Annotated in this window: 32 protein-coding genes and 1 pseudogene; 23 read left to right on the forward strand and 10 right to left on the reverse strand. The window is 69.1% G+C overall.

Features of this window, described 5'->3' with window-relative positions:
* Positions 1-58: 58 nt before the first annotated feature.
* The 10 genes and pseudogenes from V9G19_RS19520 to V9G19_RS19565 all read left to right on the forward strand — a co-directional run bounded on the left by V9G19_RS19520 (position 59) and on the right by V9G19_RS19565 (position 5,481).
* Entirely contained in the window at positions 59-307 is a 249-nt protein-coding gene (locus tag V9G19_RS19520; protein ID WP_462287084.1) for a hypothetical protein, read from the forward strand.
* A gap of 10 nt (positions 308-317) precedes the next feature.
* Entirely contained in the window at positions 318-587 is a 270-nt protein-coding gene (locus V9G19_RS19525; RefSeq protein ID WP_462287085.1) for a hypothetical protein, read from the forward strand.
* Between the two features lie 66 nt (positions 588-653).
* Positions 654-1,028, forward strand: coding sequence for a hypothetical protein (locus V9G19_RS19530; protein WP_462287086.1), 375 nt, complete (start codon positions 654-656; stop codon positions 1,026-1,028).
* A gap of 17 nt (positions 1,029-1,045) precedes the next feature.
* On the forward strand, positions 1,046-1,720 hold the full coding sequence (locus tag V9G19_RS19535) for a tyrosine-type recombinase/integrase (RefSeq protein ID WP_462287087.1): 675 nt from the start codon (positions 1,046-1,048) through the stop codon (positions 1,718-1,720).
* 27 nt (positions 1,721-1,747) lie between these two features.
* On the forward strand, positions 1,748-1,894 hold the full coding sequence (locus V9G19_RS19540; RefSeq protein WP_462287088.1) for a hypothetical protein: 147 nt from the start codon (positions 1,748-1,750) through the stop codon (positions 1,892-1,894).
* A complete protein-coding gene (locus V9G19_RS19545) occupies positions 1,891-2,862 on the forward strand; it encodes a tyrosine-type recombinase/integrase (protein WP_462287089.1) in 972 nt (323 codons plus the stop codon). The genes V9G19_RS19540 and V9G19_RS19545 overlap by 4 nt, the downstream gene beginning before the upstream one ends.
* A complete protein-coding gene (locus V9G19_RS19550; RefSeq protein ID WP_462287090.1) occupies positions 2,859-3,254 on the forward strand; it encodes a phage integrase SAM-like domain-containing protein in 396 nt (131 codons plus the stop codon). Before V9G19_RS19545 ends, V9G19_RS19550 begins: the two co-directional genes overlap by 4 nt.
* Entirely contained in the window at positions 3,254-3,847 is a 594-nt protein-coding gene (locus V9G19_RS19555; RefSeq protein WP_462287601.1) for a tyrosine-type recombinase/integrase, read from the forward strand. Before V9G19_RS19550 ends, V9G19_RS19555 begins: the two co-directional genes overlap by 1 nt.
* A gap of 82 nt (positions 3,848-3,929) precedes the next feature.
* Positions 3,930-4,478, forward strand: a pseudogene (locus V9G19_RS19560) (IS3 family transposase); the annotation flags it as partial.
* Positions 4,479-4,563: 85 nt separating this feature from the next.
* Positions 4,564-5,481 carry a proline iminopeptidase-family hydrolase gene (locus tag V9G19_RS19565; RefSeq protein WP_462287091.1) on the forward strand — a complete coding sequence of 306 codons (918 nt, stop codon included), beginning with the start codon at positions 4,564-4,566 and terminating at the stop codon, positions 5,479-5,481.
* Positions 5,482-5,759: 278 nt separating this feature from the next.
* Here V9G19_RS19565 and V9G19_RS19570 read toward each other — a convergent pair whose 3' ends face one another.
* Positions 5,760-6,464, reverse strand: coding sequence for a TetR family transcriptional regulator (locus V9G19_RS19570; protein ID WP_462287092.1), 705 nt, complete (start codon positions 6,462-6,464; stop codon positions 5,760-5,762).
* A 71-nt stretch (positions 6,465-6,535) separates the two neighbouring features.
* Here V9G19_RS19570 and V9G19_RS19575 point away from each other — a divergent pair, with 71 nt between their 5' ends.
* Both V9G19_RS19575 and V9G19_RS19580 read left to right on the forward strand, forming a co-directional pair.
* The gene (locus V9G19_RS19575; RefSeq protein ID WP_462287093.1) at positions 6,536-7,144 is read left to right on the forward strand and encodes a class I SAM-dependent methyltransferase; all 609 of its coding nucleotides are present in this window, start codon (positions 6,536-6,538) and stop codon (positions 7,142-7,144) included.
* Positions 7,141-7,584 (forward strand): ester cyclase, encoded by a 444-nt coding sequence (locus tag V9G19_RS19580; protein WP_462287094.1) that lies wholly within the window; start codon positions 7,141-7,143, stop codon positions 7,582-7,584. Before V9G19_RS19575 ends, V9G19_RS19580 begins: the two co-directional genes overlap by 4 nt.
* 26 nt (positions 7,585-7,610) lie before the next feature.
* On the opposite strand, the gene V9G19_RS19585 is transcribed toward V9G19_RS19580, so the two are convergent.
* From V9G19_RS19585 to V9G19_RS19600, 4 genes are all read right to left on the reverse strand, one after another.
* Positions 7,611-8,399 carry an ABC transporter permease gene (locus V9G19_RS19585; protein WP_462287095.1) on the reverse strand — a complete coding sequence of 263 codons (789 nt, stop codon included), beginning with the start codon at positions 8,397-8,399 and terminating at the stop codon, positions 7,611-7,613.
* A complete protein-coding gene (locus V9G19_RS19590; RefSeq protein WP_462287096.1) occupies positions 8,396-9,301 on the reverse strand; it encodes an ABC transporter ATP-binding protein in 906 nt (301 codons plus the stop codon). Before V9G19_RS19590 ends, V9G19_RS19585 begins: the two co-directional genes overlap by 4 nt.
* Positions 9,298-10,104 (reverse strand): MerR family transcriptional regulator, encoded by an 807-nt coding sequence (locus V9G19_RS19595; protein WP_462287097.1) that lies wholly within the window; start codon positions 10,102-10,104, stop codon positions 9,298-9,300. Before V9G19_RS19595 ends, V9G19_RS19590 begins: the two co-directional genes overlap by 4 nt.
* A gap of 1,063 nt (positions 10,105-11,167) precedes the next feature.
* Positions 11,168-11,767 carry a winged helix-turn-helix transcriptional regulator gene (locus tag V9G19_RS19600; protein ID WP_462287098.1) on the reverse strand — a complete coding sequence of 200 codons (600 nt, stop codon included), beginning with the start codon at positions 11,765-11,767 and terminating at the stop codon, positions 11,168-11,170.
* Positions 11,768-11,889: 122 nt separating this feature from the next.
* On the opposite strand from V9G19_RS19600, the gene V9G19_RS19605 reads away from it, so the two are divergent.
* The 6 genes from V9G19_RS19605 to V9G19_RS19630 all read left to right on the forward strand — a co-directional run bounded on the left by V9G19_RS19605 (position 11,890) and on the right by V9G19_RS19630 (position 15,283).
* Positions 11,890-12,678, forward strand: a complete 789-nt coding sequence (locus V9G19_RS19605; protein ID WP_462287099.1) for a DUF899 family protein — start codon at positions 11,890-11,892, stop codon at positions 12,676-12,678.
* 65 nt (positions 12,679-12,743) lie between these two features.
* Positions 12,744-13,361: a maleylpyruvate isomerase family mycothiol-dependent enzyme gene (locus tag V9G19_RS19610; RefSeq protein WP_462287100.1), complete on the forward strand. Its 618-nt coding sequence runs from the start codon at positions 12,744-12,746 to the stop codon at positions 13,359-13,361.
* Positions 13,358-13,993, forward strand: a complete 636-nt coding sequence (locus V9G19_RS19615) for a dihydrofolate reductase family protein (RefSeq protein WP_462287101.1) — start codon at positions 13,358-13,360, stop codon at positions 13,991-13,993. The genes V9G19_RS19610 and V9G19_RS19615 overlap by 4 nt, the downstream gene beginning before the upstream one ends.
* Positions 13,994-14,350: 357 nt before the next feature.
* Positions 14,351-14,611: a type II toxin-antitoxin system Phd/YefM family antitoxin gene (locus V9G19_RS19620; protein ID WP_462287102.1), complete on the forward strand. Its 261-nt coding sequence runs from the start codon at positions 14,351-14,353 to the stop codon at positions 14,609-14,611.
* Positions 14,598-15,077: a PIN domain-containing protein gene (locus tag V9G19_RS19625; RefSeq protein WP_462287103.1), complete on the forward strand. Its 480-nt coding sequence runs from the start codon at positions 14,598-14,600 to the stop codon at positions 15,075-15,077. Before V9G19_RS19620 ends, V9G19_RS19625 begins: the two co-directional genes overlap by 14 nt.
* A gap of 41 nt (positions 15,078-15,118) precedes the next feature.
* Complete coding sequence (locus V9G19_RS19630; protein ID WP_462287104.1) at positions 15,119-15,283, forward strand: hypothetical protein; 165 nt, start codon at positions 15,119-15,121, stop codon at positions 15,281-15,283.
* 264 nt (positions 15,284-15,547) lie between these two features.
* Here V9G19_RS19630 and V9G19_RS19635 read toward each other — a convergent pair whose 3' ends face one another.
* Together V9G19_RS19635 and V9G19_RS19640 are read right to left on the reverse strand one after the other, a co-directional pair.
* The gene (locus V9G19_RS19635; RefSeq protein WP_462287105.1) at positions 15,548-16,090 is read right to left on the reverse strand and encodes a YceI family protein; all 543 of its coding nucleotides are present in this window, start codon (positions 16,088-16,090) and stop codon (positions 15,548-15,550) included.
* Positions 16,090-16,434, reverse strand: coding sequence for a hypothetical protein (locus V9G19_RS19640; RefSeq protein ID WP_462287106.1), 345 nt, complete (start codon positions 16,432-16,434; stop codon positions 16,090-16,092). Before V9G19_RS19640 ends, V9G19_RS19635 begins: the two co-directional genes overlap by 1 nt.
* Before the next feature lie 134 nt (positions 16,435-16,568).
* On the opposite strand from V9G19_RS19640, the gene V9G19_RS19645 reads away from it, so the two are divergent.
* Positions 16,569-19,409 carry an AAA family ATPase gene (locus tag V9G19_RS19645; RefSeq protein WP_462287107.1) on the forward strand — a complete coding sequence of 947 codons (2,841 nt, stop codon included), beginning with the start codon at positions 16,569-16,571 and terminating at the stop codon, positions 19,407-19,409.
* Positions 19,410-19,546: 137 nt separating this feature from the next.
* Here the strand turns inward: V9G19_RS19645 and V9G19_RS19650 are convergent, their stop codons facing one another.
* The 3 genes from V9G19_RS19650 to V9G19_RS19660 all read right to left on the reverse strand — a co-directional run bounded on the left by V9G19_RS19650 (position 19,547) and on the right by V9G19_RS19660 (position 21,989).
* Positions 19,547-20,284, reverse strand: a complete 738-nt coding sequence (locus V9G19_RS19650; RefSeq protein WP_462287108.1) for a VOC family protein — start codon at positions 20,282-20,284, stop codon at positions 19,547-19,549.
* A gap of 34 nt (positions 20,285-20,318) precedes the next feature.
* Positions 20,319-20,867 (reverse strand): hotdog fold thioesterase, encoded by a 549-nt coding sequence (locus V9G19_RS19655; protein ID WP_462287109.1) that lies wholly within the window; start codon positions 20,865-20,867, stop codon positions 20,319-20,321.
* A 132-nt stretch (positions 20,868-20,999) separates the two neighbouring features.
* Complete coding sequence (locus tag V9G19_RS19660; protein ID WP_462287110.1) at positions 21,000-21,989, reverse strand: alpha/beta fold hydrolase; 990 nt, start codon at positions 21,987-21,989, stop codon at positions 21,000-21,002.
* 143 nt (positions 21,990-22,132) lie between these two features.
* On the opposite strand from V9G19_RS19660, the gene V9G19_RS19665 reads away from it, so the two are divergent.
* Genes V9G19_RS19665 through V9G19_RS19680 form a run of 4 tightly spaced genes read left to right on the forward strand, consistent with a single transcriptional unit; the run spans position 22,133 to position 24,257 of the window.
* Positions 22,133-22,927: a methyltransferase family protein gene (locus V9G19_RS19665; protein ID WP_462287111.1), complete on the forward strand. Its 795-nt coding sequence runs from the start codon at positions 22,133-22,135 to the stop codon at positions 22,925-22,927.
* A 24-nt stretch (positions 22,928-22,951) separates the two neighbouring features.
* On the forward strand, positions 22,952-23,290 hold the full coding sequence (locus tag V9G19_RS19670) for a DUF4242 domain-containing protein (protein ID WP_462287112.1): 339 nt from the start codon (positions 22,952-22,954) through the stop codon (positions 23,288-23,290).
* On the forward strand, positions 23,287-23,862 hold the full coding sequence (locus V9G19_RS19675; RefSeq protein ID WP_462287113.1) for a YbaK/EbsC family protein: 576 nt from the start codon (positions 23,287-23,289) through the stop codon (positions 23,860-23,862). The genes V9G19_RS19670 and V9G19_RS19675 overlap by 4 nt, the downstream gene beginning before the upstream one ends.
* Positions 23,856-24,257, forward strand: coding sequence for a nuclear transport factor 2 family protein (locus tag V9G19_RS19680; RefSeq protein ID WP_462287114.1), 402 nt, complete (start codon positions 23,856-23,858; stop codon positions 24,255-24,257). The genes V9G19_RS19675 and V9G19_RS19680 overlap by 7 nt, the downstream gene beginning before the upstream one ends.
* The last annotated feature ends 11 nt before the right edge of the window (positions 24,258-24,268 follow it).

A 24,268-nucleotide genomic window follows, 5' to 3' on the forward strand; every position in this document is an offset into this window, starting at 1 on the left:
CTGAAGACGTCAGCAGCTTTTTCGCGGCTGCGGAGCTCGACCGCAAGATCAAGTAGAGGTGCCCACCGCGGTGTTGGTCGACTACATCGACCAGCACCGCGACCGGTTCGGGGTCGAGCCGATCTGTACCGTCCTGACGGACGCCGAGGTGCCGATCGCTCCCAGCACGTACTACGCCGCCAAGACCCGCCCGCCCTCGGCCCGCGCGATCCGCGACGCCGAACTCGTGCAGGACATCAAGGTCGCCCACAAGGCCCAACCTCGGTGTTTACGGCGCGAGGAAGATCCACGCCTCGCTCAACCGTGAGGGAGTCACCGTGGCCCGCTGCACGGTCGAGCGGTTGATGCGTGCGCAGGGCCTGCGAGGCATCGCGCGGGAGAAGACCCGCAAAACCACGATCGGCGACGGCGCGGAGACCGAGCGACCCGAGGACCTGGTGCAGCGCGAGTTCGTCGCGACCGCCCCGAACCAGCTGTGGGTGGCCGACCTGCAATGCCGACGTCGGCATTGGATGTCCTATGCCGACCTTCGGACTATGCCGATGTTGGGGTTGGTAACGCAGGTCGGAGACGTCCAGGGGGCTTGAAGGTCGGCATAGTTCTGGCGTTGTGATCACGCTTCAGACACATGGAGTGTCTGGAGGTGAGGGTGCGTGACGAAGAGATCGGCGACCGCCCGGCCGTATCCGGTTCGGGTGCCGCGGGTTGCGGTGGGGCCGCTGGCGCCTGCGGTGCTGAGCGAGTGCTCGCGATGGCTGGCAGCGAAGGGGTACTCCTCGGGCTCGGCTGCTGCGGTGGTGGACCTGGCGAAGCGGCTGAGTTCCTGGATGCACGAGGTCGACGTCGGGGTTGGTGGGATCGATGAGGAGTTACTCGCTCGATTCGTCGCGGCGGAGTGTGCCCGGGACCGTCCGTGCTCCTCGGTGAACTGTTGGATCGGCGCGCTTGGCCGTTCCTGGCAGCTGCGGGCTACCTGCGGGCCGCCGAAGTCGACGACGGACAGCTCACTGCGGCGCGTGCCGCGGTGACCGAGTGGTGTACGTGGATGCGAGTCCAGCTCGGGCTGACCGAGAAGTCCGTCGTTCGGTATTGCTACGACGCAGCGGGTCTGCTGGACATGGTGACGGTGGCCGACGGGTCGGTGGACTGGGGTCGGCTCAATGCGTCGGTGATCGACGGGTACGTCGCGGACCGAGGACGTCCCTACGGTGCCGTGACTCGGGCTCACATTGTGGGCGCGGTCCGTTGCCTGCTTCGGTGGGCGCTGAGCACCGGCCGTCTTGAGCGGGACTTGACTGCCGGGATCCTCAAGCCGCCCGGGACCAAGCGGTCGGTTCCGCGAGGGGTGGCCGCCGAGCAGGTCGCGGCGTTACTGGCTGTCTGTGATCCGGCGACCGCGATCGGGGCACGAGATCGGGCGCTGGTGTTGATGCTGGTCCGGCTCGGGCTGCGGGCCGGTGAAGCCGCCCGGCTGATGCTCGATGACATCGACTGGGCCAGCGGGCAGGTGCGGGTCACCGGCAAGGGCCGCGAGCACGTGCTGCCGCTGCCCGTCGATGTGGGGCAAGCGTTGGAAGGCTGGTTACGGCTGCGACCGGAGGCGCTGGATCGGGCCGTGTTCGTGCGCCTGCGGGCGCCGCGTCAGGTGATGACGACCTCGGGAACCTCAGGGGTCATCGCTCGCCTGTCGGGCTTGGCCGGCATCGATCCTCCGGTTTAGGCGCATCGGCTGCGCCACACCGCCGCGATGGACGTTCTGGCGGCGGGCGGCACCCTGAGCGAAGCCAAGGAACTGCTGGGCCACGTCTACACCGTCACCACGATGACCTACGCCAAGGTCGACCTCGCCTCGCTCCGCGAACTTGTCGTCCCGTTCGGGCAGGTGCCGCGATGACCGCCGCCGCGACGACACCGGTCTCGGCGCCGACGTTGCGTGATCGGCTCGACGGGTACCTGGTGCTGCGCCGCGCGCTGGGCTTCCAGCTCAACGACCTCGAGCGGCAGGTCGGCGGGTTCTGCACCTGGCTCGAAGCCCGCGGTCAGACACAGACCTTCACCGTCGAGGAGGCGGTGGCCTGGGCGCGGCTCAACCCTGACGCGCACCCCTCGTGGTGGTCCACACGGCTGTCGTTGGTGCGACGCTTCGCCGCATACCTGACCGCCAATGGCGTCGAGGTCCCGGTCATCCCGGCCGGTCTGTTGCCGGCCAGGAAGCCCCGAGCGGTGCCCTTCATCTACAGCCAGGCCGACCTCGACGCCCTACTCGCGGCCTGCAGCCGAGTGTTCAGCGATGAGCGAATCGCCGCGACGATGCGCACCGCGATCGGACTGCTTGCCGCGACGGGGCTGCGGATCGGGGAAGCGCTGCAGTTGCGCGTCGGTGACCTCGACAGCACCAATGACCTGCTGGTCATCAACGCGGCCAAGTCGCACGAGCGGATCGTCCCGATCCACCCCACGACAACAGCCGCGCTCATGGACTACATCACCCTGCCGGCCCGCATGGCCACCCACCCCGACCCGGAAGGTCCTCTCTTCGTGACCGCCCACGGGAGCGGGTACGTCTACGTGAGCTTCCAGAAGTTGTTCCGACGCCTGCGAGAGGCGGCCGGACTGCAACCGCGCGGGCGAGCGCGTCCTCGCCTGCACGACCTGCGACACACCTTCGCCACCGCGCACATGACCGCCGCCTACGCCCACGACGGTGACCCCGAGCGAGTGCTGTCGCTGCTCGCAACCTGGCTCGGGCACACCGACCCCACCCACACCTACTGGTACCTGAGCGCGACCGGCGAGCTCATGGCCCTGGCCGCCGGCCGCCTCGAACTCCACGCCGGCACCGCACCAGGAGAACCCTCATGACCGCGCTTGCCGCCAGCCTGCAAACCTACTTCACCACGTTCGCCCACAGCCAGCGAGACCTGTCCAATCACACGATCAACTCCTACCGCGACACTTGGCGGATCTTGCTGAAATACCTCACCGCGACACTCGATATCACGGCCGAGGCGATCGACTTCGACGTCGTCACCGCGACGAACATCACCGGCTTCCTCGACCATCTCGAACACGAACGCGGCAACAGCGCCAAGACCCGAAACGTCCGCCTGACCGCGATCCGCGCCGTGCTCAGCCGGGCCCTGCCCGACCACCCCGAACACGCAGCGACGATCACCCAGGTCCTGGCGATCCCACCCAAACGCACCACCAGAGCGGTCATCGAGTTCCTCACCCCGCCGAGGTCGCGGCCCTGATCGCCGCCCCCGATCCGGCGACCCGGACCGGAAGACGCGACCACGCGCTCCTGACCCTAACCGTACAAACCGGGCTTCGCATCAGCGAGGTCTGCTCCCTGACCATCGCTGACCTCCACCTCGGCACCGGCCCCCACGTCACCTGCACCGGCAAGGGACGCCGCCAACGCCTCACACCCCTGACCGGCGCGACGGTCAGCGTGATGACGGCCTACCTGACAGAGCGGGCCGCCCGACCCGGAACCGCACTCTTCTGCGGTCCCCACGGACAGCCCCTCTCCCACGACGCGCTCGAGCATCGTCTGGCCACCCACGTCACAGCCGCAGCAAGAACCCACCCAAGCCTGGCCGGCAAACACGTCACGATGCACACCCTGCGCCACACCGCAGCGATGAACCTGCTCACCGCCGGCGTCGACGTCGCCGTCATCGCACTCTGGCTCGGCCACGCCGACACCCACAGCACCGACGCCTACCTCCACGCCGACATGACCATCAAACAAGCAGCCCTCGACCGAGCCAGACCACCCGACGTGGAACCCGGGGTCTACCGTCCCGAGCCCGACATCCTCAACTGGCTCACGGCACTCTGACTATACCGACCTCCACGCGCCGAAAACCGCACCACCACAGCCACTCACGAGCATCATCGGCATAATCCGAAGGTCGGCATAGGACCTGACCTACGTCAGGACGCACGCCGGCTGGACCTATGTCGCGTTCGTCCTGGACGTGTTCTCCCGGATGATCGTGGGCTGGCAAGTGGCCACCAGCCTGCGCACCGACCTGGCTCTGGACGCCCTTGACATGGGCCTGTGGTCGCGTCGACGAGCAGGACAGGACGTCACCGGCCTGATCCATCACAGCGACAGGGGCGTGCAATATCGAGCGATTCGCTACACCGAACGGCTCGCCGAGGCCGAAGCCGTCGCATCCGTTGGCAGCAAAGGCGATTCGTACGACAACGCGATGGCCGAGGCCCTCAACTCCCTGTTCAAGGCCGAGTGCATCCGCAACCCCGTGATGCGACCCCAGGGCGGCTGGAAGAACATCACCGACGTCGAGATCGCCGTCGCCGAGTACGTCGACTGGTTCAACCACCGACGCCTCCACGGCCAGATCGGGCTCATCCCGCCCGCCGAGTACGAGACCAACCACTGGGCATCCCAACCCATCGAGCACTACCCTCAGAACCCGGTCCTCGCCGAGGTCGGAACCAACTAACCGAGCCTCCACGAAACCCGGGGCGATTCAAACCAGTAAGTCTCCGGACTCACCGGGGCGGTTCACAACTGACCGAGGGGCGATAATGAGCGGTGAGCCAAAGCAGCGGCGACGACAGATCGGCCGATCGGAGGTGGCGGCATTGGTCTCTCTGGAGGACGAGGGCTTCATTGAGCACCGAGGTCATCGGGTGTGGTGGGGCGCGACCGCAGGCGGCCCTGTGCCGCTGTTGACAATTCACGGGGGACCCGGGATCTGTCACGACTGCCTGGAGCCGCTGGCCGCGCTTCCTCGCCGGGTCGTCTTCTACGACCAGTACGGCTGTGGCCGTTCCGATCGCGCGACCAGGCCCACGGACTACGACCTGCCGTTGTTCATTGAGGAGATCGATGCGGTGCGCGCCGCCCTCGGGCTGGAGCGACTTCACCTTTTCGCGCACTCCTACGGTGGTCTGCTGGCCCTTGCCTATCTGTTCGGTCAGCCCGAGGGCGTGGTGTCGCTGACCCTGTCCAACTCCTTCGCTTCAGTGCCGGCCCTCGTCGCGGGGTGGCACCGACGGCTCGAGGAGCTGCCCACTGTGTCGGCGGATGTCCTTCTGGCCGGCGACCCTTCGCATCCCGCCTATGGGGCGGCGCTGGGTGAGTTCGTCCAACGCTTTGTCTACCGTGGTGAGCTCCCCGAGCCGGTTCTGCGTTCGATGGGCAACAGCGGCGCCGAGGTCTACGCGCGGATGCACGGATCGTCGTGGTTCACCCCCGATGGTCTGCTCGCCGACGTCGATCTCACTGACCGTCTCGGCGAGATCGCCGTGCCCACCTTGGTCATCGGTGGCGAGCTCGACCAGTGCGTCCCGGAGCTGGCGCACGCCATCCATAAAGGGATTCCCGGCTCCGAGCTCACGATCTTCGCTGGCCGGCACTTCCCGTTCTTCGAGTCTCCTGCCGACTTCCTCGACCTGGTCCAAGGCTTCCTTGCGCGGGCTGAGCGAGCAGCGACGGCGTAACCGTCTGCCGGGATGCTGACGCGCCATCGACGACCAGTGGCCACGCTGTCGCGCCACACCCGCGTCGAGCTCGCGGTCGCCTTCGGGCTGAGCCTCGAACCCGTCGGTTGAAGCAACTCTCAATTTCTTCGTCAAGAGCCGCTCTCAGAATGCACGCCCCGGCGTCGCGAGTCTCATTTTCGCCGGAGCCGGACAGTTGTCCGGTGCGACCGAAAATGAGACACGGGTGGCGATTCTGAGACTCGATGAGACTCCTGCCTGCCGACGACCGCACGCGATCACGCCCCGTCCCCGCTCGACCCTGGATCCCCGAGGGCCCGCCACGACGACCGGATCTCCGCCCACTCCTCACCACTGATCGGGCCCGCCCCCCGGGGCTGCCCGAGGAGCTGGGTCCGCAGCTGGCCGAGGATCCATTGCTCGTACGCGTCGATGGACCAGCCGGACTCGACGACGAGCTCCTGGTAGACGCCGACCGCGGCGAGGGCTCGGTAGATCGCCTGTGCCGCTCCGACCGGGATGACGATGTGGTCGCGGATGGACTCGACGATGAGGTTCTGGACGTGGTTGCGGCCCTCGAGCTTGGCCCGCAGCATCGTCCTGGTCTCGGGGTCCTCCGCCGAGGCCGCTTCGAAGAGGACCATGACGTCGAACCCGGTCTCGAAGAGCGATCGCAGGAAGCGCGCCGCCAGCGCGACGGTCCGCTCCGGGTCGGTCTCCTCCACGGCCGCCTGCACGAGCTCTCGGGCGTGTGCTGCTTCCAGCCACGCGTCGCAGATCGCCGAGAGGATCTCCCGTTTGGCCCCGTATGCCGCATACACGGTCCGTTCGGCGACCCCGGCCTCCGCGGCGATCGCCGCGACGGAGGTCATCTGGTAGCCCGACACGCCGAAGAGCCGTCGAGCGGCAGCGGCGATGCGGGTGCGTGTCGCCGCGGCCTGCTCCTGGCGGTAGGTCAGGGAGGGCTTGACAGGAGAGGACACGTGGCTCACAGTAGCAGTGCATTCATTACAGAAGGACTGCACTGAGTGCGGCGACAGTGAAAGGAGAAGAGATGTCGATCTACGGACTTCTCTACCGCCTCGGTCTGACTCCGTGGGAGCGCAATGACGACACGGGCCCCCTGCCGGACATCATCGGCGGCCGCTCGCCGGGGCGTGCGCTCGATGCCGGGTGCGGCACCGGGAGCCATGCCGTGGCCCTCGCCGTGCAGGGGTGGACGGTGACGGGCGTGGACGGAGTTCCCCGGGCCCTGGCCAGGGCACGCGATCGGGCCAGCCGGGCGGGCGTCTCCGATCGCGCTACCTTCCTGGCGGGAGACGTGACCCGGCTCGATGAGGTGCTGCCGCCCGGGGACCTCGACCTTGTTCTCGACCTGGGCTGCTTCCACGGCCTGAGCCCGGCGGGCCGCGCCGCCTTCGCGACCGCGGTCATCCCTCGATGCCAGCCCGGCGCGGTCGTCCTGCTCCACGTCGTGGGGCCGCGGCGCGGTCCGGGGCCCAAGGGAGTCAACGACGACGGCATACGGAACGCCTTCGGGCCGGGGTGGACCCCCGTGTCGACGCCCTCGACGACGGACGGGGGCGGGCCGCTGCGCGGTGTTCCCTTCCGCTGGGTGACGCTCACCCGCACCGCGCATGGGGCACTCGGAGCGACGTCGTGAGCACGCCACTGGCTCAGTTCACCCGGCTGATCGAGCGAGGGTTCAACAACGGAGACCTGACCGTCCTTGACGAGGTCGTCGACGCCGGCTGCGTGGAGCACCAGTTCGAGCGACCCGGCCGGCCGGCACCGGTCGTCGGGACGAGCGGTCTCGTGCGGATCATCACCGAGCTGCGCTCCGGTGCGGCCGACTTCCACCTCGCCATCGAGGACTCGAGCGTCACCGGTGACCTCGTCTGGGCCCGGTTGCGGGCCACCGGCACCGACACCGGAGGCCAGCTCGGGCGCACACCGACCGGTCGGCCCTTCGAGATCACGGTCATCGATATCGCCCGGTTCGTCGACGGCTTGATGGTCGAGCACTGGGGCGTGCCCGACCGCCTCGGTCTGCTCCTCCAGCTCGGGCCCTTTTCGTTCGCGCCCGGGCCGACCACGACGTAGGAGCAGACCGGGACCGGAAGCCAGGCTCACGGAATGTCGAGGCGACGGAAGGCGGGCAGGGACGCCCCCGTGAGAATCGCGCCCACGACCAGCAGGACGAGCAGATCCGCCCAGGTCAGGCCGGTGGTGATCTGCCCGTCGCCGACGGCCCAGTAGAACGGTGAGCTCCACCGCAGTCGGTGCGCCGCGCCGATGGTCGGCGCCAGTGAGCTGACGAGGTATGCCGCCGCGGCAAGTCCGCTCGCGACGCCGAGCGCGGCCCCCTTGCTGCCGGTCAGTGCCCCGACGAGCAGGGCGACGGCCCCGAAGTCGAAGGCGAGCAGGGCTGTCGACACCGTGACCGCCGCGAGGTGCGCCCAGTCGGGGGTCAGGTCGAAGTGCGGGCCGGCGAGGCACACGGCATACGAGACGACCGGGACGACGAGCGCAGTCACGGCGAGCGCGAACGCCTTCTGCGCCAGGAGCGCGCCTCGGGTGACGGGCTGGGTGGCGGTGAGGCCGAGCAGTCCGTCACCCGCCTGTCCGGCGATCGCGGTGGCGCCATAGCCGATGGTCAGCATGAGCGCGAGGAGCGGCCCGAAGTTGGCGTACATGTTCGCGTTGAGCCAGCCGGCCGGCGAGGTGATCGAACCGTTGATGCCAAATGCGGCTGCGGCCGCCGGGTTCGACTGCAGCAGGTCGCTGAGGCTGGTGTCGTCCTTGAACGCCGGGTATGCAGCGACCACGACAAGCAGGTAGGCCGCGGCACCAACGGCAGTGCCGACGAGCATCCTTCGTCGCAGTCTCAGGTCGAGTCGGGCCAGCTCGGTGCTCATGCTGCCTCTCCTTCGGTGTCGCGGTAGTAGCCGTGGAAGAGCTCGTCGAGGTCGGCCGGACGTGCGGTGACGTCCACCGGCCTGAGCGCGGCGACAGCGGACAGGACCGGGCCCACGGAGCCGGACCAGCCCAGCCGCACCGTCCGCGGGGTCGTCGAGGTCACGGTGACTCCGGGGACATCGGCGAGGCACGAGGTGTCGACATCGTGGTCGAAGGTCACCTCCATCGTGTGCGGGACACGCGCGCGCAACGAGTCGATGGTGTCGTCGACGACGACCCGTCCCGCCCGGATGATCGCGACGCGATCGGCGACGCGCTGCACCTCGTCCAGGTCGTGCGAGGACAGCAGAACGGTCCGTCCGTCGGCCACCGTCTCCTTCAGCAGCGCGCTGAACTCGTCCTGGAGCAACGGATCCAGGCCGGACGTCGGCTCGTCGAGCACGAGCAGCCGAGGTCGCGCCATGAAGGCCAGGACGAGACCGACCTTCTGCTTGTTGCCCTTCGACAGGACGCCTAGGGGGCGAGACAGGTCGGCGCCGAACCGGTCGACCAGCGCGTCCGCGTATGCCGTGTCGTGCACTCCACGGATCCGGCCGAAGCGCGCGAGCACGTCAGCGCCGGCGAGCCGGTCGGGCAGGTGCAGCTCGCCCGGCAGGTAGCCCACCTCCCGCCGGAATGCAGCATCGCCGGTCGCCGGGTCGCTGCCGAGAACCCGGGCGGTGCCGCTGGTGGGGTGGTAGAGGCCGAGCAGGCACCGAATCGTCGTCGACTTGCCGGCGCCGTTTGGCCCGAGGAATCCGAACACCTGTCCCTCCGGCACGGTCATCGACACCTCATCGACGGCCCGGCGGGAACCGAAGGCCTTGGTCAGCCGGTCGAGGCTGATCGGGGGCGTGCTCATCGGACACCTCGTTCGTCGGCGATGGCGGCGATGTCGCGCAGGAGGGCCCGGTAGATCGGCGACGGGAAGGCGAGGTCGACGATGGCGCGGACGCGGGATTCTTGGAGGCGCGCGGCCCGTTCCAGCAGGCGACGGGCCGCCATCGGGTCCACGTGCTCGGCGACGGCGACGGTCCGGGCAGCCACGTCATGAATGCCTGCTCGCAGGTCATCCGTCAGGTCACCGCTCGCCCCCTCGTCCAGCCGAAGGATCTGCTCCCAGAGATCGCACAAGGTGACGATGTCGCCGTCGGACAACGCGTCCACGAGGACCAGCAGATCCTCTGGCAGCGCATTCCGGTAGGCGGCCAACTCGAGCAGATCACGCTCCTTGGTGACCGCGTGGGCGACCGCCGGCGACAACGGGCGATCAAGGAGCGCGGCATACATCCGCACGAGCGGCGGTGGAAGGGGCGAGAGGCGGCCGTGCTCGGTGACCCGGGCCAGGAGGGTCTCGACCTGTGCCCTCTGGGAGCGCAGCGCCGTGATCCGCTCGTCGATGGAGCCGAGGACGGTGTGGAGATCCTCGAGGACCACGGTGCGCTCGTCGTCACCCTCGGGCGGCCTCAGCATGTGCCGCACGTCGGCCAGCGGAACGCCGGACTCGACCAGCCACCTGATCCGCATCAGCCGGGTCAGATGAGCGAATCCGTAGGAACGCCACGTCGTCCCGGGTTCGGGGACTGACAGCAACCCCAGCTGGTGGTAGTACCGGATCGTCCGCACCGTGGTGTCGGACAGTTCCGCGAGATCCTTCACGCGCATACTGACCATCGTCGGGTGTGACGTGACGTCACAGTCAAGAGGCAGCGTGAGATCGCGTCGGTCGTTCGCACGAGCTCGACATCACCAGCCTCGGAGAAGTCGAAGATCGGGCCCGGGGTCGTCGTCCGGTGGGGACACGCCGAACCCGTCGAGAGACATGGCCATCGCGCTGAGAGCAATCATGCGGTTGGACCAGCCTCTCATCGGTCTCAGTCTCCTCGTTCAGAACCAGTCTCAAAGTCCGCGCCCGGAGCACGGCTCAGTCTCAGAATCGTTCGCGCCGGACACGTCGTCTGTCGGGCTGTCGACGGCGAACGACTTTGAGACTTACCCGGGAGTACGAGACGGCGTGAGACAGATCCTCACCTCAGCGGCGGAGTTCGAGACGGCAGCCGTGGAGTTTGAGACGCGGCTGACCTGTCACATGCCACCTGTCTGTTGATCGCGGTCGCCCCGATCTCGACAGCGAGGTCTCGGCCCGCATGGCCGATATAGACGCCTGTCTTGCGGAGCCGGCCCTTGCGCTCCGGGTCTGGTTCGCGGTCCGCTGCTTCATCGATGGCGCGGACGAGCCGGTCCGCGATCGTCCCTGCAGTCGGCCAGGCGCCGACCGCGCGACGCTCGTGACCGGTCGGTGCGCGATCAAGACGACATGGCCGAGACCTATCGCTGCATCTTGGTGATGTAGGGCGGGTGCTCAGAACCGAGCGCTCTGGGCGCCGCTTGGACGATCTCGGCGTCGAGCCCGGTCTTCGCCTCGATGTGGTTGGGGCTCACGAGCTGACCGTCTCTTCATAAACGTCAACGGTGGCCCGTAGGACGTGCGGGTCCCTGCGTGTCAGGGTGAGTTGAGGCCAGTGGTTCTGACCAAGTCCGGCGAACGGTGTTTCTGACCTGACACGCCAGCGGGTGCTGGGGGGAAGGTTGGTCACTGATGTCCGAGACAATCACGGGCGTGAGCTCGATGCCCAAGGATGCCAAGAAGGGGCGGTCGTCCTCGACGGCGACGCGGTCGGAGAAGGCCGTGATCGCTCAGCTGGTCGGGTTAGCGCGCAGATCGGCCTCACGAGAAGCAGTCCAGCAACGCACGCACGTCCGGCTCAGACCCGATGATCTGAGCACCGCTGGCACGCAACGGCATACCGGCGAAGAGGACCCGGCCCCAGGAGGTCGAGTCGCTGCGCACCTGGGTGAGCCTTCCGCGGCCGGTCCCGCGACGCGCCCTGACGCCCCTCCGGCCCCAGCCAACGACGAACGGGTGGTCCCGATCGCCGGGCACCCGGTCGTCGCGAAGCACCAGCTCGATGTGCCCGGCTATCCGGTCGGGCTGCGGCGTGGCCATGGTCAGCATCGCCTGGACGACGCCGTCGGGCGTGAGCCCGCCGATGGGTTCGTGGACCGGTGAGTCCTGCGCCCAGCGCCCGAGGTCGCGCAGGATAGGGGCCAGTCGAGCCGCCCACGGAGTGAGCAGGTAGGCCCGCGGCAGCCCACCGACGGCGGGCGTGGCCTCGACGAGCCCGGTCGCCGCCAGCTCTCGCAGTCGCGCGCTGAGAACCGCCGGGGTGATGCCCCGCACCGAAGCGAGCAGCTCGGTGAAGCGCTTCGGCCCGAGCATCAGCTCACGGAGGATGGGATAGGTCCAGCGTCCACCGATCAGCTCCATGGCATGCGCCGTCGCGCACGCATCCCCGAGCTCTGCGTACGAGGCTCTGGACAATCTCGTTCCTCTCCGTGCACTATGGTTTCCATAATTGCTATGAAAAGCATAGCCAGAAGGGTGGAGGAATGCCTCACGACACGACCGACAACGACGAAACCCGAGCACACGGCATACGGCTCCCCCTGACTCCCGTCCCGGCAACCGCCCTCCCGCCGGTGACCGACCGGGCAACCTGGCAGGGACGGCTCGACGAGCTGCTCGTCCGCGAGAAGGCGCACACCCGAGCTGGCGATGCACTGGCCGCGGATCGACGGCGCCTGCCCATGGTGCGGGTTCCGGACGACGCGACCGTCGTGGGCCCGGCGGGTGTGACGCCGCTCGTCGACGTCTTCGAGGGTCGGCGGATGCTCGTTGCGTACTTCCACATGTGGCACGACGGGAAACCGTGGGCGGGACAGTGCGAGGGGTGCACCTTCTGCACGTCGCAGATGCAGCGGCCCGAGTACCTCAACGCCCGCGACATCACGCTCGCCGTCCTCGCCGAGGGCACCTATGAGGAGAGCCGCCCGTATGCCGACTTCCTCGACTACGTCACGCCCTGGTACTCCGCGCGTGGTGCCACCTCGCTCCTCGCCGGTCGCGAGTTCGGTTTCCACGCCTGCTATATCCGCGACGACGACAATCGGGTCTTCGAGACCTACTGGAGGACCGACCGCGGGGCGGAAGTCGGCCTGTGGAGCTATGCGCTCATGGACCTCACGGTCTTCGGGCGCCAGGAGCGATGGGAGGACTCGCCGTCCGGCTGGCCACGGATCCCCGAGGGCGAGCATCCATGGCGAGTCGCCGGCCGCCCCATCGCCCAATGGGCCGTCACCGACGAGCCCGCCGACGATGCACCGAGACACTGCCACTGACACAGCGCCACGGGCGGCAGTTGCCTCACGCCACCAGACCATCCCCCCAACCCACAGGAGAAGAAGTGAGCACCACCGACGCCGAGATCCTCGACCATGTCGGCCCTGCGTTCCTAGCGCTGGCCGACGCCCTCGAAGCCGCGGGCGAGGGCATCGCCGACCGCCCCTCGCTCTGCGAGGGCTGGACCGTCGGTCATGTCATCGCCCACGTGACCATGGCAGCCCGCTACGACGCCCCGGCGTTCCAGCGCGAGGTCGCAGCAGACGGATACGACTTCGACGTCCTCTCGAACCGCATCGCCGAGCGCGACCGACGGCGACCATTCGCCGACCTCGTCGCCGACCTGCGCAGCCCGGTCATGGCCCAGTGGACACCGCCCGGAGGCGGCCCGATCGGCGCGCTGACGCACGTCGTCGTCCACGGCCTCGACATCACCGAGGCGGTCGGCCTCCCGCGCACAGCCGACGACACGGCGACCACCATCGTCCTGAAGTCGCTGGTCACCGACGGTGTCGCCGAGAGCTTCGGCCGGTCGGCCGCGCTCCACAGCCTCTATGCCACCGATCTCGACCTCACGCTCGGCGCCGGAGCCCGGATCGAGGCGAACGCCGCCGACCTCATCCTCGCGCTGGCCAACCGGCCGCGACCGGGCGTGGACCTGACGGCCGCGGGACCCCGATGACCCAGGCCCGAATCCACAACTTCTCCATCTCCCTCGACGGGTATGCCGCGGGCGAGCCCCAGTCGTTCGAGTCGCCCTTCGGGCATGCCGGGCACCGGCTCCACCAGTGGATGTTCGCCACCCGGATGTGGGGTCCGGACGGCTCAGTGGGGGTCGACAATGCCTTCGCCGAGCGGACCAACGCGGGGATCGGCGCCGAGATCATGGGTGCCCACAAGTTCGGTCCCCCCGGCTGGCAGGACGACCCGGCGTGGACCGGATGGTGGGGGGAGAACCCGCCGTTCCACACCCCGACGTTCGTGCTCACCCATCGTGAGCACGAACCACTCGTCATGGACGGCGGGACGACATTCCACTTCCTGTCCGCGCCGCCGGCGGAGGCACTGCGGGTCGCGACCGAGGCGGCGGAGGGACTCGACGTGCGGATCGGCGGTGGCGCCCAGGTGGTCCGCGACTTCCTGGCTGCGGGACTCGTCGACGTCATGCACCTCGTGATGGTGCCGATCGTCCTCGGAAGGGGCGAGCGGATCTGGGACGGGCTCGAGGGGCTCGGCGAGAGCTACGTCATCGAGTCGGTGCCGTCGCCGAGCGGCGTCACCCACCTCACCTTCACCCGGCGCTCGGCCGACTGAGCGGCCCCGGAATCGACGTCGGCACGTCGCTTAGAAGCAACGCCGGACATCGACGCGCCACATGTTGGCCGCGGGGTGGGGATGTCCGATCCACGGGTGAGGCGCACGACGGCGGGAAAATCGCCTGCGGCCCGGGCCCGCTCGACGCTGAACCGCTTCCCCGGGTGCTCGCGAGATCTGTGCCGCCGTCGGTGTCCAAGAGATCCCATGCGGTCAGGGAATGTCGAGTCCCCTGAAGGCGAGGACTGTCGCGACCACGAGTTCTGCACCGATACCCACGAGGGCGAGGACGGCCGGCCACGACGATCCGTTGCTGGGCTGGGCGCGGTGCGTGCGCAATGTGCTACGGTTGCGCACATGCCGACGATCGCCTCACGGGACCTCCGCAATCACACCGCCACGGTGCTCGAGGGAGTCAGCCGTGGCGAGACCTATGTCGTCACGGTGCATGGTCGTGCGGTGGCGGAGTTGAGCCGCGTCGCGAGCCAACGGCGACCAGCGGTGCCCAAGGCTGACCTGTTGGCCCTACTCGACCGGCAGCAGTCGGATCCGACCCTGGCTGAGGACATGGCCTGGATCACCGAGGGCACCACCCACGATCTCGATGACCTCGACTGATCCCTCGACCAACCCCACGGCGCGCGCCCTCGTCGACACCAGCGTCTGGATCTCCGGGGAGTTGGGACGCACCATCGACCGAGACCGTCTGCCCGAGGAAGCCGTGGTCTGCGTCATCACGGTCGCCGAACTCCAAGCAGGAGTCCTCGCCGCGACCGACGCCATCTCGCGCTCACGACGCCTGGACACCCTGCAGGTCGCGCGCGATGCCGAGGTGTTGCCCGTCGACGTGCGGGCGGCCGAGGTGTGGGCCGAGCTCCGAGTCCGCCTCCGCGACGCCGGGCGCCGGGTCAATGTCAACGACCTCTGGATCGCCGCGATCGCCATCGCCAACGGGTTGGCCGTGGTGAGTCAGGACGATGACTTCGATGCGCTGCAGGAGTTCGGCGCCCTCCAGGTGGTCAAGGCCGGAGCGCCACAGAGAACTCCGACGCCGGTTGGTCGGTCGAGGGCTCGAGGGTTCTGAACTCCTTCGCCAGCGCCGGCGTCGCCTGCTGCGAAGTCGTCATGAAGCCGGGTGACGGCCCGGCCGACAACCTCCTCTACGTCGACAAGAAGGTCGTCGGCGTCATCGAGGCCAAGCCCGAGGGCACCACTCTCGCCAGGGTGGAATGGCAATCGGCGATGTATGCCGCTGGGCTGCCTCCGCAGCCCGTCGTCGAGATCCGGTGATCCGTCGCTTTCGAGCAGCCACGTCACACGGGACAGGAGGCGGTCGAGCACAGCCAAGCGGCGGGCAAGTCCTCCTAGCCCTGTGCCCAGCGCAAGCGGAGCCCTCCCACATCGGCTGAGCCGGGGCGTCCGGCCACCGTGATCCTCATCGGCTCAGGACGCGCTCGATTCAGCGGCTCGCGCCATCGAGTTCGGTGCGTCATCCGAGGCCGCTCTCGGAGGCGGACGAGCCGGTCGGGTGCCGCCGCACCGTCGTTCCCGGCGTCAGGCGGTTGAGGGCGACCTCCGGAACGTCAGCACGGCGTCGAGGTCGACGTATCGACCGACGATCAGGGTGGGCACCTTGATCCCGAGCGGGGTGCGGTCGAGGCGGCCGATGGCGGTCACCCGCACCTCGTCGTCGTTCGCGGTCTGTGCGCCGATGGTGAGGTCGACGGGCGCACTCGCGCCGCGGGCTCCCACGACCGCCCGAGTGGCCCACCCGCTCTCCGTCAGCGTGGCGTTCACGACCTGGACCCGGATGGTCGGGTGGTTTGCCGCATCGAGGAATCGCGCCTTGTGCAGGTCCCGGTCGCGGTGGGCGTTGCCGGTGTCGACGCCGTCGGCGGACAGCTCCACGTATGCCGTGCGCAGGATTCCCGACTCGGACACCTCTGCCTCGCCACGCAGGACGGGCAAGCTGCCCCGCACGTTAGTGACGAGCTTGTCGCGGACGCCGAACCGGCAGGTGCTCCGGGCGTCGACGACCTCCCAGTTCCCGGCCAAAGCCGGCGAGGGCGGAGGATCCTTCTGCGGTCGCGTGATCATCAGGCATCACCCCGGAGCGCGGTCCCGATCGGGCCCATCGTGTCGGCGACCTCGTATCGCTCGATCCGGTCCGGTCCCGGCAGGAGGGCCGCGTCCTCTCCGGGGAGCAGCTCGGACGTCATGACGAGCTCCTGGAGGATGTCGAGGACGTGCTCGCTGCGAGCAAGCGTGACGAAGACCTCGTGACCGTCAGGCCCCATCGCGCGGAAGCCGCCGAGCAGCCCCTCGCGCAGTTCTGGGTGCGCCGCGATGAGTGGACTGATGCGCTCCCGCCCGGCACGTTCGGCCGCGGCGAGGAGTTCTGGGCTCCGTGGCCCCTGGAAGGTGATGAACTGGGCATACATGACTGCTGCTCCTTGGTGTCGTGGGTGACGGTTGGCCCGTCGAGTTCGAGGGTCTGCCGCCCACGGGCGCGGGGCTTCAGTGGTGCCACCGAAATCGGGTACTGAACTCGCGAGCGCGTCGGGATACTGGTCGGGTGCCGACGCCCCCAGTGCGCACCAGCCAGCTGGCCAGGATCGAGGCCGTATGCCGTGCGGCGGCGTCCGGTCACGGACACTTGCTGCTGGTCACGGGTGAGGCCGGCATCGGCAAGACGTGGTTGGCCGGGCGGGCCCTGGAGCTGGCCGAGACGGCAGGGATGCGACGCGCTCGCGGCTGGTGCCTGGAGGACCCGACGGCCCCGCCCCTCTGGCTGTGGCGTCGGCTGGCCCGCGACATCCCCGGCGTCCAGTCGGCCGTCGCGGCCTTCGAGACCTCCGACGGTCAGGTCGAGGCCCGCCTCGCCCTCGTTGAACGGCTGGGCCGCGACCTGGCCGAGGCAGCCGCCACGAACGGGCTGCTCGTCGTCCTGGAGGACCTGCACTGGGCGGAGGAGCTGTCCCTGGACGTCCTCGCGCGACTCCTTCCCGAACTCGCGGTCCTGCCCGTCGTCGTCGTGGCGACCGCCCGCGACGACGCCCTCGACGGGACGGCCTTCGGCAGCGGCCTCGGGCGACTGGTGCGTGGCCCGAACGCCGGCCACCTCAGCCTGACCGGACTCGACGTCGAGGAGGTCTCCCGCCTTCTGGCTGGCGACGAGCGGACCGAGCACTGGGTGCCTCGGGCGGGCGAACTGGCAGCTCTCACCGACGGCAACCCGTTCTACCTCGTGAGTCTCACGACTGAGCTGTCCGAGGCGCCGGACGCCGACATTGACGCCGCGCTCGCCCAGCGACCGACGTGGCGGCACGTGCTCGCCTCAGGATGGGAGGCGCTGGGCCTGACCGCCCGGCAGACGGTCGGGGTCGCTGCCGTCCTCGGAGAACGCGTCGCGCCGACGCTGGTGGCGACGGCCGTCGGGGGGCGTGTCGACGACGCGGCCGAGCACCTCAACGCCGGTGTGCGGAGCGGGTTGCTCCGGTTCGGCGAGACTGGGCTGGCCTTCCGCCACGCTCTGGTCCGCGACGCCGTCGTCGCCTCGTTGTCACCGGAGGAGCTCGTGCGGGCCCACGAGGGTGTGGCCCGTGCCCTCGAGTCCACCGGCGAGGACCTGCTCCTCGGACTCGCCGCAGGACACTGGTCGAAGGTCCCCGGCCCCGAAGCCGCCGCCCGCTGCCGCGCCCTCGCGACGACGGTCGCCGCGGCCCAGAGGTTCGGCCCGGACCGGGTCGCCGAGCTCGCCCGACTGGCGGTCGGCGCCGCGAGATTCCTCGACGCTCCCCCGGGAGAGCTCGCCGAGGGACTGCTCTTGCAGGCTCGGCTGGAGTGGGCTGCCGGGGACCAGCAGGCGGCCCTTCAGGCGTGCGTCGAAGGGATGGACCTCGCCGAGTCGGCCGGCCGCCCCGACCTGCTTGCGGACCTCGCCCTGGTCCCGCACGGATCGGGGGATCCGGCCACACTCATCGTGACAGCGACAATGAACGGGCGAGCGCTTCGGCTGCTGCCCGCATCCGATGCGGGACGACGCGCGCGGCTGCTCGCCCAAGCCGCCCTCGCGGCGGCCGAGGCCGCTCAGCCCTTGCTCGGGGAGCTGCCGCATCCGGACGACCACGCCCACCCGGACCCTGACGCCCTGAGCGCCGAGGCGCTCGAACTGGCCCGGCGGACCGGGGACCCGCTGGCCGAGCTCGAGGCTCTCGCGGCGCGGCATTACGTGCTCAGCTACCCGCAGGCCCTGGAGGCGCGGACCGTGCTCGTCGCCCGGGCGCTCGAGCTCGCCCCGGCCGCCCCCTCGACAATGGGGGCTCTCTGGGGGCACCTGTGGTCCGCTGACCTGGCCGGTCAACAGGGTCATCTCCACGCGGTGCGCAGCACCATCACCACGATCGAGGGGATCGCGCGGCAGCGCTCATCACCGATCGCCCGGTGGCACGCGTTGCGGCTGACGGCGGGATTGGCCGTCCTCGAGGGACGCTTCAACGATTCCCGCGGGTCCGCGGCGCAGGCGCGGGAGATCGCCGAACGGATCGGGGACATCTCGATGATCGGGATGTACTACGCCTTCGGAACCAATCTGGGAATGCTCCGGGGTGACCCGAGCGAGGTTCCGGCGGGCTTCGAGGAGATGATTCGGGCAACTCCGCCGATGCCGCTCATCCGGATCAGCCGGGTCCAGATCCGGGCTCTGGTCGGGGACCTGGATGGGGCCCGCGCTCTGCTCGAGCCATTCCGCGGCCTGGCCGAACGCTTCCCCCTCGGACCACGGTGGGCCGGCACTATCGGACAGATCGGCATGGCCGCGGTGACGCTCGCCGACGCCGACCTGGCCGCCACCTGTCACGCACTCCTGCTCCCTACCGCTGGATGGCTCGGCGGGGACGGCGGAGGCACGCCCATCGCCGGCGGTTCCTGCGCGCGCGTGCTCGGCGACCTGGCCCGCACGATGGGAGACCGCACGCAGGCGGTCGACCACTACGCGCAGGCCATCGCCATCGACGAGGCCGTTGGGGCGCCGCCCTCGGCGGCGCTCTCGCGGCTGGGCCTGGCGCTCTGCCTGACGGACACGGACCCCGGCCGCGCTAGCGAGCTGGCCGCCGCGGCGCTCCGAGCCTTCCGTCGACTCGACATGCCGGGACCGGCGGTGTCGGCGAAGTCTCTGCTCGACGGGCTCGCGGCGTCTCTGGACCGGTCGGGGCTGTCCTCGCTCACGGCCCGGGAGCGCGAGGTGGCCAGGCTCGTCGCCGAGACCCTGACCAATCAGCAGATCGCCGAGCGGCTCTTTCTCTCTGTCCGGACCGTCGAGTCCCACGTGCGCAGTATTCTCGCCAAACGGGGCTTCACGACGCGGACCGAGATCGTGCTGTGGATCCGTTCATCCACGACGACCACCGGCCCGTGACGCATGCACGTCTCGTGGTTCGGGCGAAGGCGGCATCGAACGAGACGATCCAGGCGTGGTGTTCCAGGGCCAGCGCTGCCAGATGCGCGTCGGATGCGCATCGGTCGCGAGGTTGCCGGGCATACTCGCTTCGGCAATCAACCCGGGGAGGATGTCCAGGTGCCGCTGCCAATGACGCGGAAGATGCTGAGATCTGGACCTGACATGACGGTCCGGTGGCGTTCGGCCCGGACCGGGAGTGCCCCGAGGCGACCGAGGCGCTCTGCTTCGGCCGCTCGGTCATCGGTGACGATGTCGATGTATGCCGTGACGTCTCCGGAGCTGCGTTGAAGGAGCATCCGGAGGGGCATGGCCGAGGGGACCTGCAGCCGAGCGAGACCAGGGCGTGCCGACCCTGATACCTGCCAGCCGGTGAGGTCGGTCCAGAAGGTTCGTTCCTGTGCCCACAGGTGGCGGGGGACGCCGATGGTGAGCTGGTCTGGCCGGGATCGGTGGGTGCCCCAGCTGTTCGCCGTGGCGGGCCTGCTCTCGCCGTGGCTCGGCACCAGGCAGAAGACGAACCCCGCTGGTGAGCGCAGGATCGCATGAGCGAGCTGCCTGGTCAGGACGGCTCCAGCCGCCACGGCCCGGTCCACGGCGACCCCCACGTCGTCGACGTGGACGTCGAGATGAAGGCGGGTGTCGCCATCGCGCACGCGTTGGAGACGTAGGTGAGCATCACCGGTGGGTGGCACGAGGGTCGCGAACTCCTCGAGCTCTCCCCGAGTCGGGGAGAGCCGGTATCCGGTCGCGGCCTGCCAGAACTCGGCCGCCGGTTGGTGCCGCGACTCGGGGACGTCCACGAAGAGCGTCAACCAGACGGGAGCCCTGGTCATGGGCTCATGTCCGGGTTGTCCAGAGAGGTGGCCTTCACCATCGTGAGGGCGTCGGAGCCGGGGATCGCGACCCGCCGCCCCGCGCGGCCGAGGTGAGGTCGAGCGATCGCACCAGCCCACCATCTGGACCTGGTGACCTCACGACAGCGGACACCAGGGCGATCGTGCATCGCGAGAGGCACACTGGGCGGTCTTCGTCGTCGGCGATCTCGACCTCCCACACCTGCACGTGAGTGCCGAGCTGGACCGGCCGTGCGACGCCGGTCACCCGACCCGAGCTGACCGGGCGGAGGTGGTTGCCATTGATCTCCAGACCGACGCACGTCACCTGCTCGAGGTCGACGGTCAGGCTCGCCGCCCAACTGGCCAGTGTCTCCGCCAACGCCAGCGAGGCCCCGCCGTGCAAGAGTCCCAATGGTTGACGAGTGCGGTCGTCAACCGGCATCCGTGCGGTCAGGTGACGGTCACCGACGTCCACGAACTCGATGCCGAGGCGCCCGATGAGGCATTGGGACGACAACGTGTTCATGACCTCCAACGACGGGGTAGATCTCCAGATCGTCATCTGACCGGGGGTGCTCATTGAGGCTCCTTGGCACGTCGGGGACGGCGGAATCCGCTGTCTTTGTTCCGAATCCTGCCGTTGGAATGCTGGGCGAGCAGGGGTGGAATTACCGCACTTCGGGTGGGTGTCACACCCTGGCTCGCATCCCGCTCACCCGGCCGGGTCGTCCGCTCCAGCGGTGACGAACCAGGCGGCCACCTGGGCGCGGGAGCGGAATCCGAGCCGCAGCCGGATGCGCTCCACGTGCGATTCGGCGGAACGCTCGCTGATGGTCAACCGGTCGGCGATCTCCCGGTTCGTCAGTCCGTTCGCCACCAGGGCTGCCACCTCGTGCTGACGCTCGGTCAGTCCGGTGCGTCCGGAACGTCTCCGCAGCTTGCTCAGGCCGAGGAACTGACGGACCTGGTCGACGATCACCTGGGCGTCACCGAAGGCTGGCAGGTGCGAGCGACCCTTGAGCTCGACGAAGCGCGCCGACGGTATGCCGCGCGCCAGCTCCCTGCCCTGGGCGAGGGGAGCCGCTCGGTCCCTGTCTCGGTGCAGGACGAGCGTGGGTGTGTTGATCCGGGAGAGTGACCCGCTGACGTCCAGGTCGTAGGCCAGGCGCAACATCGCCGCCGCCGTCCCCGCGGTTGACGATGCCCGCTGATACTGCGCGAGGGCTCGACGGCTTCGCGCGTCGGCGTCGGGGGCAAAGACGTCGGTGAGCAGGTCCGAGCCGAGCCCCCAGTGGGACTGCAGCAGGCCCAGGACGTGTCGGCGGCTGTCCGGGTCACCGATCGCCGAACCGGTGATCCACCCGCCGTAGAGGACCAACCTGGTCACGGTCTCGGGATGCTCGGCGGCCCAGTGGGCCGCGACCGGTGCTCCGAGCGACCAGCCGAACAGGTCGAACCGGTCCACTCCGATGGCCGTGGTCACGGCCCGCACGACGGCGATCTCACTGGCCATGCTCCGCGGACCTTCGAACGGGTCAGACAGGCCGCAGCCGGGACGGTCGTAGCGCACCAGCGTGCGCCCCGAGGACAGCGCCTCATAGAACGCACGCTCCGGACCGATCGCCCAGTCCAGCTCGAGATGACTCAGCCATCCGGGGACGACGACGAGCGGTGGCCCGTGTCCGGTCACGGCGAACGCCACGCCAGCTCCGGTCTCGAGGCGCGCGGTCCCCCACCTGGGCTGATTCCCGGCCATCGCACCAGTCAAGCAAATGGGCCGCGGCGTCGAAAGTGCGGTATTTCCACTGCTGCTCGCTCCTGCTGGTGCTCGCGACAGTGGTGGCCATGAAACGTGACTCGGCCTGGCTGATCCTGTCCGCCCTGGGCTGGGCGGCCTTCGTGGCCGTGGTGGTGTGGACCATGGCCTTCCTCGCCGGCGTGGTCGTGCCCCGGACCGTCGACGGCCCACAACGCATCGGGCCCGTTGGGGCGGTTCTGTGCGACCTTGCCTGGATGTCGCTGTTCGCCCTCCAGCACTCGGTCATGGCCCGACCCGCGGTGAAGGCTGCCATGCGACGGCGTATTCCCATGGTCATGGAGCGGGCGGTGTACGTTCTGGCGACCGATGTCTGTCTGGTCCTCATCCTGACCCTGTGGCAGCCGTTCGGCGGCCAGGCATGGCACCTTCACGGCGCCGCGGCCGGGCTCCTCTGGGGGACGTACCTGGCCGGCTGGTTGCTTGCGGTCATCTCGACCTTCGCCGTCGACCATCTCGAGCTCACCGGCCTTCGACAGGCCGGATGGGCATCGCCCCGCCGACCCGGAAGCGACCGGCTCCACGTCGGTGGCCTTCATGGGGTCGTGCGCCATCCCCTCATGGCGGGACTGGTCATCGCCTTCTGGGCCACGCCGCAGATGAGCGTTGCGCACCTGCTCTTCGCTGCTCTGGGCACGGCATACGTCCTGGTCGGCATCCGCTTCGAGGAACGCGACCTGCGACGCACGTTCGGGCCTGAGTACGACGCCTACGCCAGGCGCGTCCCCGCCCTCCTCCCCCTCCCGGTCCGCCGGTCCGGGCCGTCCATCCCAACCACCACTGGCCGAGATCACTCGGACACTTCTCGGTATCCGGGAACGTGACGTGGCCCAACGAAAGGAAACACCGTGCCCATCTTCCTGATCGAGCGGGACATCCCTGCCGCGAGCTCCCTCACGCCTGAGGAGCTGGCCGGCATCACGGCGAAGTCCAACGAGGTCGTCGCCTCTCTGGGCGTGCCCTATCGATGGATCACCAGCTACGTCGCCGGGGACAAGTTCTACTGCGTCCACGAGGCCGACCACATCGACACCGTGTTGGCGCACGCGAAAGCGGGCGGCTTCCCCGCTAACCTGGTGACCGAGGTCGTTGCCCAGATCGATCCGGACTTCGTCGCCCGTCGCGCCACCGCCGCACCGGTGGCCGGTGAGGACCTGGCCCCGTCCCCCCCGGGTTCCCAGCCATGATCCGGACCAATCCGGTGGCCGGCGCGACCCCGGCCCCGGAACGGGCAGACCCCGTTCCGGCCCCGGACCGGGCAGACCCCGTCCGCATTGGCGATCAGCTCTACGACCTCCTGATCCGCGATCTGGATGCAGCCGGTGCGTCATACCGAGTCCTCGATCACCCACCGGAGGGGCGCACGGAGGTCGTGAGTGCGCTGCGAGGGCACTCCGCGGCCCAGGCGGCGAAATGCCTCATGCTGCGGGTGAAGATGGACAAGAAGCGGTCTCAGTACGTGCTGGCCGTCATCCGGGGTGACGCCCGGCTGGACTTCGCCGCTCTTCGAGAACTCCTCGGCGGGACCTACGTCGCCTTCGCGGACGCCGCGACAGCGGAGTCGCTGGCCCGTGCCCCCTCGGGTGCGGTCCTGCCCTTGGTCTACGCGAGCGAGATGCTCCTCGTCGTGGACACCTCCCTGGCAGAATCCTCCGAGATCTTCTTCAATGCGGCGCGATTGGATCGGTCATTGGCACTGGACACCCAGGACTACCTGCGCATCGCCCGTCCCGTCCTGGCCCGGATCAGCACGTGGTGATTGCGCCTGGTGCGCCGCCATCGGTCGCCGCGCAGATCCGTGCCAGCGAGGCTGCGCTCTGGCGCGCCATGCAGATGGGCGACGTGACGCAACTGGACCTCCTCCTTCATGACGACCTGCTGTTCAACACCCCGGACGGTGCCACCGCGACCAAGGCGATGGATCTGGCCAACTACGCCGGCGGCGCGGTCTCGTGGACGACGGTGGAAGGTCGCGACCTGCAGGTCAGCGCGTTCGGGGAGGTCGCCGTCGTGGCCGTGACCGTCAGGCTGGTCGGCGATTACGCCGGTATGGCGCTCGATGGCGACTTCCGATACCTGCGGGCCTGGCTGCGCGTTGACGGGTCCTGGCGGGTGATCGGCGGAAGCGTCACGCCCATGACGCCGATGTCCTGAGTCGCCCATGC

Source organism: Nostocoides sp., assembly GCF_037045025.1.
GTDB lineage: Bacteria > Actinomycetota > Actinomycetes > Actinomycetales > Dermatophilaceae > Nostocoides_A.